Genomic DNA, 15,844 nt, shown 5'->3' with positions numbered 1-15,844 from the left:
TAATTATTAGATTCATTTTTGAGTTTGCAAAGATAGAGGTGAAGACTAAAAAAACAAGCCTTATAAAATTTTTTAATTTTATAAGGCTATAGTTTTTAGTTATTGTATTTTTTAAATAAAATAGATATTTCTTATTTAGAAGATAGTTGTTTTATTTTAATAGAGAAAGCTGCAAATAATAAGGTCATAAATGGACTTAGCCAGTTAAAAATGGCGTAAAAGAAATAATCTGCAACAGGTACTCCTAATACACCAGATTGGTATGCACCGCAAGTATTCCATGGTACTAATACAGAGGTTACGGTTCCCGAATCTTCTAAAGTTCTACTTAAATTTTCTGGTGCAAGATTTTTTTCTTCGTATGCTTTTTTAAACATCTTTCCTGGTACTACTAATGCTAAATATTGGTCTGATGCTGTTACATTTAAAGCTAAACAACTCGCTACAGTACTGGCAAATAAACCAAAAGTTGTAGAAGCTAAACTAAGTAATGCTCTACTAATTCTAGATAATGCACCAATAGCATCCATAACGCCACCAAATACCATAGCACAAATAATTAACCAAATAGTGCCAAGCATACCAGACATACCTCCAGCTGAAAATAAATCGTTTAATTCTTCGCTTGAAGTTTCTACAGCAACATCTACGGTCATAGCATTCATAACTCCTTTGTATGCCGATTGAAAGGTTAAACTATCTGCTCCAGCAATTGTGGTTACTATTTCTGGTTGTGCAATTATCGCTGCAACACCGCCTAAAAGAGTGCCTACAAGTAAAGCAACTAATGGTGGCGTTTTTTTAATAATTAAAAAGATAACTACTATTGGTACAATAAATAACCAAGGTGTAATATTAAATGCACCACTAATGGCATTTAACTTGTCTGATATATCTGGTGTTCCAGTAGTATCTATGTTTAAACCAATAATTATAAAAACAATTAAAGTTACAGTTATGGTAGGTACTGTTGTGTACGCCATGTATTTAATATGCGAAAATAAACTAGCTCCAGCCATAGCAGGTGCAAGGTTTGTTGTGTCACTAAGCGGTGACATTTTATCACCAAAATAGGCGCCAGATAAAACAGCTCCAGCTGTCATACCTAATGATATGCCAAGCGTTTCACCAATACCAATTAATGCAATACCTACGGTTGCAGAAGTGGTCCAGGAACTACCTGTAGCGATAGAAATTATAGCACAAATAATTACAGATGCTGCTAGAAATATAGTTGGATTTAAAATTTGTAAGCCATAGTAAATCATGGTAGGAATAATGCCGCTAATTAGCCATGTGCCGGCAAGTGCACCAACCATAAGTAATATTAATAATGCACCAGAGGTTGATTTTACATTCTCTGCGACTTCATCTAACATTTGTTTGTAAGATACTTTATTGTAAAAACCTACAACGGCTGCAACGGCTGCTCCTAAAAGTAGAATAAATTGGTTACTGCCACTTAAAGCATCATCTCCATAAACAAAAAATACATTGTAAAATAACATAACAACTAAAGCTATTACAGGAATTAATGCTTCCCAAATGTTTAATTCTCTGTTTTCAATAATATTTTCGTCTTGTGGTACTGATGGTTTAATATTTTGGCTTTCCATTTAGTATTACTATTAGTTTAATTTTAATTGAATGTAATGTTACGATTTTGTACGATGTTATGCAAATAGAAAAAAGGCTTGAAATGCTTCAAGCCTTTTATTTTTTATTAAGAGATTTATTTTTTTAAACCAATTCTGGCTTAAGTATTTCTAAATCAATCATGCAGGTTTTCATCATATTAAATGTGCGTTCAATATCTGCATCTAATCCTATAGAAAAACGTATTAAACCGTCGCTTAATCCCATTTCGGCTTGTTCTTCTTCAGGTATTTCAGAAGATGTTGATGTTCCTGGAGCAGAAAATAAAGTTTTGTAAAAGCCTAAACTTACGGCTAAATAACCTAAGTTTCTTTCTTGCATTAGTTCCATTAAGTCATTTGCTTTATCTAATGAGCCAACATCTATAGTTAGCATACCGCCAAATCCATATTTATCATTCATCATAGATTTAAATATATCATGAGAAGGATGAGATGCTAAGCCAGGATATACAGTTTTTAAACCTAAATCTTGAAACTTTTCGGCTAAAAAAGTAGCATTATGGCTATGTTGTTGCATTCTAATGTGTAATGTTCTTAAGTTTTTTAAAACTGAAGCAGCACGAAGGCTATCCATAGTAGAACCTAATAACATACAAGCACCATCATTTACATTTCTTAAATCGTTTATAAATTCTTGAGTACCGCAAATAACACCACCAACAGTATCACTAGATCCATTAATAAACTTTGTTAAACTGTGTATTACAACATCTGCACCTAATTTAGCAGGAGAGATAGATAATGGAGAAAACGTGTTATCTACTACTAATTTTAAATTATATTTTTTAGCAAGTTTGGCTAAACAAGCAATATCTGCAACTTCTAACAGAGGATTACTAACAGATTCGCAATACAATACTTTTGTGTTTTTTGTTATAGCTGCTTCAACTAAGTCAAGTTTGGTAATATCTACAAACGATGTCGAGACATTAAAACGAGGTGCAAAGTTCTTTAAAAAAGCATAAGTTCCACCATAAATTGTTCTGCTTGAAACAACATGATCTCCAGCACCACATAATTGCATTATTACAGGTGTAATTGCTCCCATTCCAGAAGCTGTTACATTTGCTGTTTCTGTACCTTCCATAGCTGCAAGCGCTTCGCCTAAATATAAGTTAGAAGGAGTAGAGTGACGAGAGTATAAATAGCAACCATCTGCATTGCCCTCAAAAGTATCAAACATAGTTTTGGCAGAAAGAAAAGTGTAAGTTGAAGAGTCTGAAATAGAAGGATTTACTCCTCCAAATTCACCAAAATATTGTAAGTCTTGGATGTTGTTTGCTGGTTTGAATTTCATAATTTTATAACTATAATGTTAGGGTATGTGATTATTGTTATGTAAAATTGAAATAAATTAGATTAATAATCAATATATGCTTATAAATTTAGTTTTTAAAACTATATAAGTTTATTTTTTTAGTTTTTATTAATTTATAATTATTAAATTTATAACTTAAACTGAAAATTTTTCGATAATGACTTTTGACGCCATAGATTCTAAATTAATTAAATTACTTCAAGAAGATTGTAAACAAACAAATAAAGAACTTTCTAATAAGTTAAATTTATCGATAACAGCGGTTTACGAGCGTATTAAAAAGCTTGAAAATAATGGAGTAATAGATAAATATGTGGCGCTTATAAAAAAAGAAGCTATAGAGAAGTCTTTTGTAGCTTTTTGTCATATAAAATTAACTCAGCATTCTCAAGAATATGTTATTCAGTTTGAGAAAGAAGTAACAAAACTTGAAGAGGTTTTAGAGTGTTTTCATATAAGTGGTGACTACGATTATTTGCTTAAAGTTTTAGTTAAGGATATGGAGGCCTTTAGAGAATTTATGGTAAATAAGCTTACTAATATTAACCATATAGGTAGTACACATAGTATGTTTATGATTAATGAAGTAAAACATACAACAGCAATTTCTATTTAAAACAATGTTGCAATCAACTAGATATAAGCTTATAGAATTTTTTACAATATTTGTTGTAATTCCTGTGAGTTTTACATTAAGTTTTTCCTTTTGGATTAAGGCTGTTATTGCAATTATAGGCTTTGTTTATATAATATATGTGCTTTTAAACATTGAGAAAAATAAATTTAAAATAGCAAAAGACTTAAAGTGGAAACTCTTTTTCAAAATTACAATAATTAAGCTAATTGTTATAACTATGCTTACTATTGCATTTGTTTACTTTTTTGATAAAGAAAACCTTTTTAAAGTTGTTATTAATAAGCCTATAATGTGGTTAATATTGTTATTTGTTTACTCTATTTTTTCTGTTTATCCGCAGGAGTTAATTTATAGAACCTTTTATTTTCAACGTTACGAAAGTTTATTTCATAATAAAAAACTATTCATTTTTATTAATGCTATTTTGTTTTCATTGGCGCATTTATTTTTTAAAAATACCTTGGTAATAATACTTACATTTTTTGGAGGATTACTTTTTGCATTTACTTATAAAAAAACAAAATCCACGCTTTTAGTGTCCATAGAACATGCTATTTATGGATGTTGGTTGTTTACCGTTGGAATGGGAGAGATGTTAGGTTTTCCTAGTTAAAGCTTTAGAGTACGCTATAAATTTTTTTAGTTCTGTTAAAATTACTATTTTGTTCGTGCTATTACAATTACGTATGAAATATCATGATATAAAAGAGATTTATAAATCCATTTTTAAATCTTACAGTAAACCATCTTTAGAAACTCACATTAAAAAAATAATAGAACTCGATAAATTTCTTCCTTACAGTTCTACTTATTTCTGCATTACAAACACTCAAGAATTAAAGTTTGAATATATAAGCAAAAATTTTAATGCCTGTTTAGGTTTTGATGCAGAAGATTTAAAAGCTAAGGGCATGAAATATTTTTGGAGTTTAATACACCCAGAAGATATAGAAGTATGGTTAGCTGCATTAAACCATTTAATGGAATTTACACTTTCTGAAATTTCTGAAAAAGACAGAGCTTGTTCTAATTACACTTGGAATTATAGATTAAAAAATGCACAAGGCAATTATGTAAATATTATACAAAATACAACGCCTTTAGCATTTGATGCTAGTATGAAGCCAATTATTGGTTTAGCACATTACACTGTTTTGTCCGATAATATTAAAATGCCAGTTACTGCAACAGCAAAACTTTTAAATAAACAAAACGAATACGAAACCATATATTATAATAACTTTTCACAAAAATTATTACAATCTGGAATAAGTAATAGAGAACGCGATGTTATAAGATTATTAGTTTTAAATTACTCAAGTAAAGAAATTTCAAACCTACTAAATATTAGTTCACATACCGTAGATACACATAGACGTAATATTTTGAAAAAACTTAAAATATCTTCAACAGGAGAGTTAATAGGAATGCTAAAATTAAATAAAACTTTAATTTAAGTTTAAAATACTCAAATTGAGTATTGTGGCTTTTTTAAAATTTAATTTACTTCGCATTGCTATTAATCAATTCTATTTATATTAAAGCCTGGTTTAGATGTATTTTTAAATTAGGCTTTTTTGTTTTTAATTAGTTTGCCTTACTATTAGCTTAATTAAATTAAGGCAATTATAACTAGTATATTTTTTGCTTTACACTACAATTTATTTTCTATAAAATTTAAATAAAGTACAAGAATTTGGAAGTAATAATAATTAGGAATAAAGCTTTTGAGATTTCTATGGCTTATTTATTCAAAAATTAGGTTAAACTCTTTAGTAGATAATCTTACAAAATTGTATTTTTGTAATTATAATGTCGTTCCTTATTTATATAGGAATCTTATTAATAAAATAAAATCTTTTTATGAGTAAATATGATGTAGCCATAATAGGCTCAGGACCTGGAGGATATGTAGCAGCTATTCGTTGTGCACAACTAGGCATGAAAACAGCAATAATTGAAAAATATTCTACCTTAGGAGGTACTTGCTTAAATGTTGGTTGTATTCCAAGTAAAGCATTATTAAGCTCTTCGCATCACTACGAAGAAGCAACAAAACATTTCGAGGAGCATGGTATAGAAATTCCAGGTGATATTAAAGTAAATCTTGAAAAAATGATTGGTCGTAAACAAGCAGTTGTAGACCAAACTACTGGAGGAATAGATTTTTTAATGAAAAAAAACAACATCGATGTTTTTACAGGTGTTGGTAGTTTTAAAGATGCTACACATATTAAAATAGAAGGAGAAGAGACTACAGAAATAGAAGCTAAATATAGCATCATAGCAACAGGATCTAAACCTTCTAATTTACCATTTATAACTATAGATAAAGAACGTGTAATTACTTCTACCGAAGCTTTAAAACTTAAAGAAATACCAAAACATTTAGTTATTATTGGTGGTGGTGTAATAGGTTTAGAGCTAGGTCAAGTATACCGTAGATTAGGTTCAGAAGTTACTGTTGTAGAATATATGGACAGAATTATACCTACAATGGATGCTGGCTTGTCTAAAGAATTAAATAAAGTTTTTAAGAAAGCCAAATGTAAAATGTTATTATCTCACAAGGTAGAAGCTGTAGAGCGTAATGGAGACGAGGTAATTATTAAAGCAAAAGACAAAAAAGGAGCAGATGTAGAAATTAAAGGAGACTATTGTTTAGTTTCTGTAGGACGTCGCCCATATACCGATGGTTTAAACGCAGAAGCAGCGGGAGTAAAAATTAACGATAGAGGACAAGTAGAAGTAAATGAACATTTACAAACTTCTGCAAGTAATATCTATGCTATTGGAGATGTTATAAAAGGAGCAATGTTAGCTCATAAAGCTGAAGAAGAAGGAGTTTTTGTAGCCGAAACATTAGCAGGACAGAAACCACATATCGATTATAACTTAATTCCAGGTGTTGTATACACATGGCCAGAAGTAGCGGCAGTTGGTAAAACTGAAGAAGAATTAAAAGAAGAAAAAGTAGCTTACAAAGTTGGCCAATTTCCTTTTAGAGCATTAGGAAGAGCTAGAGCAAGTGGAGATATTGATGGATTTGTAAAAATCCTTGCAGATGAAAAAACAGACGAAGTTCTTGGTGTACATATGATTGGTGCACGTTGTGCAGACTTAATTGCAGAAGCAGTTGTTGCTATGGAATTTAGAGCAAGCGCCGAAGATATTTCACGTATGTCTCATGCACATCCAACATTTGCAGAAGCAGTAAAAGAAGCCGCTTTAGCTGCTACTGAAGATCGTGCTTTACACGTATAATATGCTATATTAAGCTAAGAATAGCTTATATATATTAAAAAAACGAGTTCAATTTGAACTCGTTTTTTTATTTTAAAATGTTAAAAAAATAATCGTTTTATCGTTTTTATTTGTTTTTAAACGAGTTTTGTGTATTTTTAATATCCCAAACTTAAACTATTAACAAATGAAAATCACCTACTTAACCTTCGTTTTTTGCCTATTTTTATCTTTTTCTAATTCTCAAAATAATAACACAAAAATTGTTAAAGATTTTATAGAGAATTTTAATAAAAAAGACTCTATAGCAACACTAGATGCATTGCATAAAAATTTTGCAGAGTATTGGAATACATTACAAGTCTATAAAAATAAAAAAGAGTACTCTAATTATTACTCATGGAGTTCTGTAATGCAAGATTATGAAGAAATAGAAATTATTAGTGATACTAAAAATAAAATAGTTGTAAACTCTACTTATTATTCAGATTTAGATAAACTATTAGGAAAACTACCATATAAAAGCAAAAAAACGTTTATACTTTCCAAAGGAAAAATTTTAAAGATAATTAGCGAACGTAATAAAGGCTACACAGCTTATCAAAATAAAAGAAAAAGTGCGTACATAAAGTTTAAAAATTGGTTATCTAGAAATCATAATTTAAAGCGTAATGATTTTAAAATGAATAGAAATGACGCTTTAAAAATGAGAAAAATTGTTTTAGAATATATATCTAAAGACGAAATTGTGGACAGAGATTAGTATCACACAACATATAATTGCAAACTATAAATTTAAAAATAAGTGGAGTTTAAGTGTTTTTATTAAGATATAACTTATAATTCTTTTATTAAATCTCTTATTCTAAGTCTGTTACTGTAATCGTGTTCGTTTAAGTCTCTTACAAAACAATATGGACTAATACTTTCTTCTTGTACTTTTTTTGTTAATTCTTCTACTGTAAACGGTCCAAACTCTTTAGATTTTTCGATGTAATAAAATTCATGATCGTAAATTAAACTAGTAGCCTTGTTTTTATATTTATTATGAAGAAATTGTTGGACATCTTCTAATGAATTTAAGGATTCAGAATAACTACTTTCATTAATAAAAATGGCATAATCATCTGTTTTAATTTTAGTTAAAACCAAAACGTCATCATCTTTAAAATAAGCTTTTACAGTAGTTTCTCCGTCTTCAGTTACTATAGAGAATGTGTTTTTTGCTTCAATACACCAAGATGTTTCTGTAGTTGTTTTACTTTCTGAAATTTGTAGGGTATTTTCATCTTTAAAAACATAAATAGCTTTCTTTTTAGATATACCATTTACCAAAACCCAATTTTGATTTAAAAATAAATCATCATAATGTGTTTCATGATGAAAAGGTTTTAAGTTGGGTAATAAATTAAAAATTGAAGCAGACATTAATTAGTTTTTACAGCGTTTTAATATTAACGAAATACTAAAGATAATATTTTATCTCGAAACAAATTGAATTAGAATGCTCTACAAAAAATAATTATTTAAATTTTTAACAATTTTAATGTGTAAATTATTTTCTTTTGTTACGCTTGTTATAATTTTTATCACCGCGTGTTTTTGGCTTTTTGTATTTAGCTGCAATTTTAAATTTATAAGAACCACCTAAATTTTCTTTAGAATTTTTTTCAGATTTTTCATGAAAAGCTGGTCCTGGAGCATCTTCATCTTTTTTGCGTTTATGCGGATTGTTACGTTCTTTAATTTGTGGTCTTTCTTCCTCAATTAACTCTGTAGAAATTTCTACTTGAGCAGGTAACTCTTCAATATCTATAGTCATTTGCATTAAAGATTCAATATCTTCAATGGCGTGGTTATCTTTATCTGTAGTAAAAACATGAGAGTGTCCTTCACGTTCTGCACGACCAGTTCTACCAATTCTGTGCATATAATTTTCAGGAAAATCTGGTGTATCAAAATTAATAACATGAGATACATTGTCTATATCTAAACCACGTGCCATAACATCTGTAGCTACTAATATTCTATTAATACCTTCGCGAAACTGCTCGATACTTCGTAGTCTATAGTTTTGTGTTTTATTAGAGTGGATTACACAAAGCTCATCGTTATAATCTTCTGCTAAAGCATCAAAAAGGAGATCGGCCATTTTTTTGTAAGCAACAAAAATTAAAACTTTATTATAAGTTTCTTCGTCTTGAAGTAAATGCTTTAATAAATTTAATTTTGTATAAAAATTAGGAACTTTATAGCGTGTTTGCTTTATGTTTTCTAAAGGAGTTCCTGAAGTTGCAATAGATACTTTTTGCGGAGATTTAAAGAAATCTTTAATTAAATCGTCTACATCATTAGTCATAGTCGCAGAAAACATAATGTTTTGACGACGTTCTGGTAATAAATCGAAAATATTAATGAGTTGATGTCTAAACCCTAAGTCTAGCATAACATCGACTTCATCAATAATTAACTTTTGTATAGATTTTAATTGTAATACATGGCTTAAAGCTAAATCGTATAAACGTCCAGGAGTTGCTACTAAAATATCAATACCTTGAGCAATAGCTTGCTTTTGTGTATTAATATTAGTTCCTCCATAAACACCTAAAACTCGAGTATTAATGTATTTTGTTAATTTTTCAATTTCATCTACTACTTGTACTACAAGTTCTCGTGTTGGAACTAGAACTAAAACTCTAGGATTATCTTGCTTAGAAAATGGTAAATTTTTAAGCACAGGAAGCATATAGGCAAACGTTTTACCAGTTCCTGTTTGTGCAATTCCAACCATATCTTTACCGCTGGCAACAACGTTAAAAGCTTCGGCTTGAATAGGAGTTGGCGTTGAAAAGCCTAAATCGTCAAGCGCATTATATAATGGTGTATTTAAGTTTAAATCTCTAAAAGTCAAAATGTATAATTTAAGTGGCAAAATTACCATTTATATTTTGTTTACCCTAAATGATGCTCATGTATTTGTATGCTATAATTTGCAGTAAAAGTTTCATTTTCAGGTAATTTAATTATGCCTTCTTTTTCTTCTAGAATTTGTGTTGTGTTTTCAGAATCTGCTATGCCTAACCAAGGTTCTATACATACATAAGGAGCATTTGGTTTTGCCCAAATACCTAAATAGCTAAAATCTTTAAAACTTACATTAAGTATTTCGCCATGTAAATCGCTTACCAGCGCTACTTTTCTAGATTTTAAATCTTTAAAAATTAGAGCATCTTCATTAAATAAATTTGGTGTTAATTGTATACTATTTTTAGTTTTAAAAATAGGTTTTGTTTTGTTGGTAACTAACCCGCTTTGTAAATTTAGTATATAGGTTTTAGAGGTTTCTTCGGTTTCAAAAACTAAATTATAGTCTGAATAGTTTTCATCTTTATATAAAGGACATTTAAATGCTGGGTGTCCTCCAACCGAAAAATAGATAGTTTTAGTGTCTAAGTTTTTTATACAATATTCAATATCTAAAACATTGTTAATTAAAGTGTAGGTTATAATAAACTCAAATTTAAATGGATAAACTTTTAATAAATCGTCATTATATATTAAGCTAAAAACAAGGCTGCTTTCAGTTTGTTTTAAAAGTTTTATATTTTTATTGTGTCTTACAAAACCGTGTTTTTCTAAACTGTATGTTTTATTATCATACAAATAACTATCGTTTTTTAGAGCTCCAATAATTGGAAATAAATTTGGTGCATAACTACCCCAAACATCTGGGTTTGCATGCCACATAAATTCATTATTATTTTTTACTGCAGCTATTTCGCAAAGTTCTGCACCTTTAGGTTTTACCTTAATTTTTAAAATACTATTAGATAATTCGAACATAATTTTTGTATAATCTCATTACTAAATTAATCGTTTTTTTATCAATTCTGCTTAACTTTACAAAACATTTTTTAGATTGAGAACAATACAAAAACATAAACTAACTCATCCTGAGGCATTCAAGCAAAACCTATTGTCTTGGGCGCAACAATACGACGATGTAGTTTGGTTAGACTCTAATAACCATAACCAAAAGTACTCTAATTACGATGCTGTTTTGGCGGTAGATGCTTTTACTGCTATACAAACAGATTATTATAATGCTTTCGATAAATTAAAAGAATATTATACCACAACTAACGATTGGATATTTGGTTACTTAACTTATGATTTAAAAAATGATATCGAGGCTTTGCACTCAAATAATGACGATGGTTTAGCATTCCCAGATTTGTTTTTTTTTCAACCTAAAAAAGTGTTTTTTATTAAAGGAAGCACAGTTGAAATTCATTATTTAAAGGCTGTAGATGATGAGTTGGAAGATGATTTTAAGGCAATAAATTTTCAGGATACAAAGTATGAGAATATATTTAATGATAGTGAAAACTCTATTAAAATAAAATTAAAAATCCATAAGGACGAGTATTTTAATAAGGTAACACAAGTATTATCTCACATCCACAGAGGCGATATTTATGAAGCTAATTTTTGTCAAGAATTTTATGCAGAAGACTTTAAAATAGAACCTTTAGAAACTTATAATAAGCTTAATAAAATTTCAAATGCTCCATTTTCTACATTTTTAAAAGTTAGAGATAATTATTTACTATCTGCTTCTCCAGAACGGTACATTAAAAAAGAAGGTTGTAAAGTTATTTCTCAACCTATAAAAGGTACTGCCAAACGCGATAAAGATTATAAATTAGATGCCATTTTAAAAGAAAATTTGCTAAATAACGAAAAGGAAAGAAGCGAAAATATTATGATTGTAGATTTGGTTAGAAACGATCTTTCTCAAACAGCAACCAGAGGTAGTGTAAAAGTAGAAGAGTTGTGTAAAATTTACAGTTTCGATCAAGTACATCAAATGATTTCTACAGTGGTATCGCAGGTTAAAGACAGTACAAACCCTATAGATATTATTAAAACAACTTTTCCTATGGGAAGCATGACTGGAGCACCAAAAATTTCAGCTATGAAAATTATTGAAGAATTAGAGGAAACCAAACGTGGCTTATATTCTGGAAGTGTAGGTTATATTTCACCTCAAGGAGATTTCGATTTTAATGTTGTTATAAGAAGTATTTTGTATAACGAAACAAAGCAATATGTGTCGTATTCCGTTGGTGGAGCTATTACAGCAAAAAGCAATCCGTTAAGCGAATATGAAGAATGTTTAATTAAAGCAAAAGCCATGCGTGAGGTTTTAGAAAATTAAAAATAACATTTAAAAAAGGTTAAATTTCACGAGTCTTAAAATCATCACAATTCGTTTTAAAAATTATTCAAAAAACGTACATTTACGGTGTGCAAAAACACTTTCAAAAATATTTAAACAATCATTTCAGTTTTCTAAAAGAAAAAAAAGTATTAATCGCCATTTCTGGAGGATTAGATAGTGTTGTGCTTACACATTTATGTAAGGCAGAAAATTTAAACATCTCTTTAGCACATTGTAATTTTAACCTTCGAGATTTAGAAAGTAATGAAGATGAAACCTTTGTTTTAAATTTAGCGCAAACATTAAATTTAGAGGTTTTTACTCAACATTTTAACACAACAAGCTACGCTCAAGAAAATAACTTGTCCATACAAATGGCAGCAAGAACTTTGCGCTATAATTGGTTTCAAGACTTGACAGAGCGTTTAAATTTCGATTATATTTTAACAGCGCATCATGCCGATGATAATTTAGAAACCTTTCTTATAAATTTAACAAGAGGAACAGGTTTGTCTGGTTTAACAGGTATTCCAGCAACTAATGGAAACATTGTAAGACCACTGTTAAAGTTTTCAAGAGAGCGTATAGAGAATTTTGCAAAACAGGAAAATATTAAATGGAGAGAAGATAGTAGTAATGCTTCAACCAAATATTTAAGAAACAAATTACGACACGAAATTATTCCAAAATTAAAGGAAACAAATCCTAAATTGCTTCAAAATTTCGATAATACTTTAGAGCATTTAAAAGATGCTTCAAGTATTATAGAAAGTAGTGTTAATTCGGTTTTAAAACAAGCCATAAGTAGCGCAGATAATGGAGAGGTTGTTTACGAAATTTCAGAACTTAGTAAACTAAAAAACAAAAAGGCTTACTTAGTAGAAATCTTTAAACCATATGGATTTACTGCTTTTAACGATATTGAAGCTTTATTATCTGCACAAAGTGGGAAACAGATTTTTTCTGAAACACATAGGTTAATAAAAGACAGAACACAAATAATTTTAACAGGATTACCTGTTCAACAAGACGATAGAATATTTACAATTACACAAGACGTTAAGGATATTACATTACAAAACGGTATTTTATTTTTTGATAAAGTAAAAGAAGTTAAAAAAGCGTTTAATAATGAAATATTTGTAGATGAAGAAACACTAACTTATCCGCTTACTGTACGAAAGTGGCAAGATGGTGACTACTTTTATCCGTTAGGAGGTAATGGAAAAAAGAAATTAAGTAAATACTTTAAAGATGAAAAACTATCTTTGTTAGATAAAGAAAAATGTTTTCTATTGTGTAGTGCAAATAAAGTTGTTTGGGTTATAAATTATCGTGCAGATGAGCGTTTTAAAGTAACCGAAAACACTAAAAAAATATTAAAAATATCATTTAAAAAATGAAGAAAATCTTAGCTTTTTTATTCGTAATATTTTCAATGCAAACCATGTTTGCTCAATTATTAGAGCCTGTAAAATGGAATGGTAAAGTTGAAAAACTATCAGAAAACGAATATAATTTAATTTACGAAGCAAAAATTGATGATCATTGGCATTTGTATTCTCAAAATTTACCAGAAGGAGGAGCAATACCAACAGAGTTTATTTACAATGAAAATCAATTATCAAAAGATTTTGAATTGTTAGGTAAAACAAAAGAGAGTAAAAGTATTACAAAGTTTGATAAGGTCTTTGAAATGGATTTAACATTTTTTGACAATCAAGCTACATTTACTCAAAAAATAAAAGTTTTAAATCAAGATTTAACTAGTATAGAGGCAGAAATTAGCTATCAAGCCTGCGATGATGCAAAATGTATTTTTGAAAGTAAATTTGTAGAATTTAAGCTTAAAGAAAATAAAAAACAAGAAAGTAAAATTTTAGATCCAGTAAAATGGACATCGACTGCTTATTCTTTAGGAGATAATGAGTTTGAGATTGTTTACACAGCAGTTTTAGATAATAATTGGCATATATATTCTCAAGATAATAAGGATCCAATGGGTCCAATACCTACAGAATTTGAATTTAAAAACGATAATAAAGACTACGAGTTAATAGGAGAAGTAAAAGAATCTAAAAGTATTAAGAAGTTTGAAAAAGCTTTCGATATGGATGTAAAATACTTTTCTGGTGAAGCTACATTTACGCAAAGAATTAAAGTATTAAATTTAGACATTAAATCAATAAAAGCAGAAGTTTATTATCAAGCTTGTGATGACGAAAAATGTCTAGCTCCAGCGTTTTTCGATTTAGAAACAAGTTTAGCAAATGCAACACCAAAAGAAGCATCACCTATAGAAACTACTTCAACAAATGGAGGTAATAAAGGTTTATGGAGTATCTTTTTTATAGCCTTTTTATCAGGCTTTGCTGCGTTGTTAACACCATGTGTTTTCCCAATGATACCTATGACGGTAAGCTTCTTTACCAAACAAAGTAAATCTAAAGCAGCAGGTATTAAAAACGCTATTATTTATGGGTTGTGCATAATCGTAATTTATGTACTTTTAGGTAGTGCAGTAACAGGAATTTTTGGTGCAGATGCTTTAAATGCATTAGCTACAAATGTTTGGTTTAATATTATTTTCTTTATTCTATTAGTAGTATTTGCGTTTTCATTTTTAGGAGCTTTTGAGATTATGTTGCCTAATTCTTGGGCAAATAAAGTAGATTCTCAAGCCAATAGAGGCGGCATGATTGGTATTTTCTTTATGGCTTTGGCCTTAGCAATTGTATCTTTTTCTTGTACAGGACCAATTGTAGGTACGCTATTGGTAGAAGCTGCTTCAAAAGGAGGTTTAGCTCCAATTATTGGTATGCTTGGGTTCTCTTTAGCAATAGCATTACCATTTGCTTTATTTGCAGCATTTCCAGGTTGGTTAAATTCTTTACCAAAATCTGGAGGATGGTTAAATACAGTAAAAGTTGTATTAGGATTTTTAGAACTTGCATTAGCATTTAAATTTTTATCGCAAGCAGATTTAGTTTTACAAATGCACCTGTTAGAACGAGAAGTATTTATAGCAATTTGGATTGCTATTTTTGGAACATTGGCACTTTATCTTTTTGGTAAAATTCAATTGCCACATGATTCTCCATTAACGCACATTTCTGTTGGTAGATTAAGTTTAGGATTAGTAGTGTTATCTTTTACAATATATATGATTCCTGGTCTTTGGGGAGCACCATTAAATTTAATAAGTGCTTTTCCACCACCTTTAGATTATAGTGAGTCTCCATACGGTGTTGGGTACTCTAAAACAGGTGGAGGCGGTGTAGGCTCTAATCATGGAGACTTGCCAGAAGGAGCTCATTTATTAGCTCCACACGATATTTTAGCATTTAACGATTACGATTTAGGTTTAGCTTATGCCAAAAAAGTAAACAAACCAGTAATGATTGATTTTACAGGTTGGGCTTGTGTAAATTGTAGAAAAATGGAACAAAATGTATGGCCGAAACCAGAAATTTTAAGTGCTCTAAAAAATGATGTTGTTTTAATTTCTCTTTATGTGGACGATAAAAGACCACTTGAAGACAACGAGGTAATAGACTCCAAACTTAGAGAAGGCAAAAAGCTAAAATATATAGGACAGAAATGGAGTGAATTTCAAACTATAAAGTACAAATCTAATACTCAACCGTATTATGTTTTAATGGATCATAAAGAAGAAAACCTAATAACTCCAGTTGCATATACTCCAGATGCAAACGAATACCTTAATTGGTTAAAAACAGGTATTTCAAATTTTAAAAATTAAT

13 protein-coding genes are annotated in these 15,844 nt (G+C 29.4%); 8 read left to right on the top strand and 5 right to left on the bottom strand.

Features of this window, described 5'->3' with window-relative positions:
• Positions 1 to 131: 131 nt before the first annotated feature.
• On the bottom strand, positions 132 to 1,616 hold the full coding sequence (gene nhaC / locus BWR22_RS09050) for a Na+/H+ antiporter NhaC (RefSeq protein ID WP_076733366.1): 1,485 nt from the start codon (positions 1,614 to 1,616) through the stop codon (positions 132 to 134).
• A gap of 124 nt (positions 1,617 to 1,740) precedes the next feature.
• Positions 1,741 to 2,955 (bottom strand): aminotransferase class I/II-fold pyridoxal phosphate-dependent enzyme, encoded by a 1,215-nt coding sequence (locus tag BWR22_RS09045; RefSeq protein ID WP_076733365.1) that lies wholly within the window; start codon positions 2,953 to 2,955, stop codon positions 1,741 to 1,743.
• A gap of 178 nt (positions 2,956 to 3,133) precedes the next feature.
• Between BWR22_RS09045 and BWR22_RS09040 the strand changes: the two genes are divergently transcribed.
• The 5 genes from BWR22_RS09040 to BWR22_RS09020 all read left to right on the top strand — a co-directional run bounded on the left by BWR22_RS09040 (position 3,134) and on the right by BWR22_RS09020 (position 7,619).
• A complete protein-coding gene (locus BWR22_RS09040) occupies positions 3,134 to 3,592 on the top strand; it encodes an Lrp/AsnC family transcriptional regulator (protein WP_076733364.1) in 459 nt (152 codons plus the stop codon).
• Positions 3,593 to 3,830: 238 nt separating this feature from the next.
• A complete protein-coding gene (locus BWR22_RS14470) occupies positions 3,831 to 4,226 on the top strand; it encodes a CPBP family intramembrane glutamic endopeptidase (protein WP_241828200.1) in 396 nt (131 codons plus the stop codon).
• Between the two features lie 55 nt (positions 4,227 to 4,281).
• A complete protein-coding gene (locus BWR22_RS09030) occupies positions 4,282 to 5,070 on the top strand; it encodes a LuxR C-terminal-related transcriptional regulator (protein WP_241828241.1) in 789 nt (262 codons plus the stop codon).
• 406 nt (positions 5,071 to 5,476) lie between these two features.
• A complete protein-coding gene (gene lpdA / locus BWR22_RS09025; RefSeq protein WP_076733361.1) occupies positions 5,477 to 6,877 on the top strand; it encodes a dihydrolipoyl dehydrogenase in 1,401 nt (466 codons plus the stop codon).
• Between the two features lie 166 nt (positions 6,878 to 7,043).
• Entirely contained in the window at positions 7,044 to 7,619 is a 576-nt protein-coding gene (locus tag BWR22_RS09020; RefSeq protein ID WP_076733360.1) for a hypothetical protein, read from the top strand.
• 74 nt (positions 7,620 to 7,693) lie between these two features.
• Here the strand turns inward: BWR22_RS09020 and BWR22_RS09015 are convergent, their stop codons facing one another.
• The 3 genes from BWR22_RS09015 to BWR22_RS09005 form a co-directional block, all read right to left on the bottom strand.
• The gene (locus tag BWR22_RS09015) at positions 7,694 to 8,284 is read right to left on the bottom strand and encodes a hypothetical protein (RefSeq protein ID WP_076733359.1); all 591 of its coding nucleotides are present in this window, start codon (positions 8,282 to 8,284) and stop codon (positions 7,694 to 7,696) included.
• Between the two features lie 127 nt (positions 8,285 to 8,411).
• The gene (locus tag BWR22_RS09010) at positions 8,412 to 9,767 is read right to left on the bottom strand and encodes a DEAD/DEAH box helicase (RefSeq protein WP_076733358.1); all 1,356 of its coding nucleotides are present in this window, start codon (positions 9,765 to 9,767) and stop codon (positions 8,412 to 8,414) included.
• A gap of 41 nt (positions 9,768 to 9,808) precedes the next feature.
• Complete coding sequence (locus BWR22_RS09005; protein WP_083678263.1) at positions 9,809 to 10,699, bottom strand: aldose 1-epimerase family protein; 891 nt, start codon at positions 10,697 to 10,699, stop codon at positions 9,809 to 9,811.
• A 76-nt stretch (positions 10,700 to 10,775) separates the two neighbouring features.
• On the opposite strand from BWR22_RS09005, the gene BWR22_RS09000 reads away from it, so the two are divergent.
• From BWR22_RS09000 to BWR22_RS08990, 3 genes are all read left to right on the top strand, one after another.
• On the top strand, positions 10,776 to 12,077 hold the full coding sequence (locus BWR22_RS09000) for an anthranilate synthase component I family protein (protein ID WP_076733356.1): 1,302 nt from the start codon (positions 10,776 to 10,778) through the stop codon (positions 12,075 to 12,077).
• An 89-nt stretch (positions 12,078 to 12,166) separates the two neighbouring features.
• A complete protein-coding gene (gene tilS, locus BWR22_RS08995; RefSeq protein WP_076733355.1) occupies positions 12,167 to 13,483 on the top strand; it encodes a tRNA lysidine(34) synthetase TilS in 1,317 nt (438 codons plus the stop codon).
• Positions 13,480 to 15,843 carry a protein-disulfide reductase DsbD family protein gene (locus tag BWR22_RS08990; RefSeq protein ID WP_076733354.1) on the top strand — a complete coding sequence of 788 codons (2,364 nt, stop codon included), beginning with the start codon at positions 13,480 to 13,482 and terminating at the stop codon, positions 15,841 to 15,843. The genes tilS and BWR22_RS08990 overlap by 4 nt, the downstream gene beginning before the upstream one ends.
• Position 15,844 lies beyond the last annotated feature (1 nt).

The sequence above is a fragment of the Lacinutrix venerupis genome (assembly GCF_001971745.1).
In the GTDB taxonomy this organism is placed as follows: Bacteria; Bacteroidota; Bacteroidia; order Flavobacteriales; family Flavobacteriaceae; genus Lacinutrix; species Lacinutrix venerupis.
This window is presented reverse-complemented; position numbering and strand designations above follow the sequence as displayed.

What these genes read in the sequence shown, in the direction of transcription:
- nhaC (WP_076733366.1), bottom strand. Translation starts at nt 1,616, where the DNA reads ATGGAAAGCCAAAATATTAAACCATCAGTACCACAAGACGAAAATATT.
- BWR22_RS09045 (WP_076733365.1), bottom strand. Translation starts at nt 2,955, where the DNA reads ATGAAATTCAAACCAGCAAACAACATCCAAGACTTACAATATTTTGGT.
- BWR22_RS09040 (WP_076733364.1), top strand. Translation starts at nt 3,134, where the DNA reads ATGACTTTTGACGCCATAGATTCTAAATTAATTAAATTACTTCAAGAA.
- BWR22_RS14470 (WP_241828200.1), top strand. Translation starts at nt 3,831, where the DNA reads ATGCTTACTATTGCATTTGTTTACTTTTTTGATAAAGAAAACCTTTTT.
- lpdA (WP_076733361.1), top strand. Translation starts at nt 5,477, where the DNA reads ATGAGTAAATATGATGTAGCCATAATAGGCTCAGGACCTGGAGGATAT.
- BWR22_RS09020 (WP_076733360.1), top strand. Translation starts at nt 7,044, where the DNA reads ATGAAAATCACCTACTTAACCTTCGTTTTTTGCCTATTTTTATCTTTT.
- BWR22_RS09015 (WP_076733359.1), bottom strand. Translation starts at nt 8,284, where the DNA reads ATGTCTGCTTCAATTTTTAATTTATTACCCAACTTAAAACCTTTTCAT.
- BWR22_RS09005 (WP_083678263.1), bottom strand. Translation starts at nt 10,699, where the DNA reads ATGTTCGAATTATCTAATAGTATTTTAAAAATTAAGGTAAAACCTAAA.
- BWR22_RS08990 (WP_076733354.1), top strand. Translation starts at nt 13,480, where the DNA reads ATGAAGAAAATCTTAGCTTTTTTATTCGTAATATTTTCAATGCAAACC.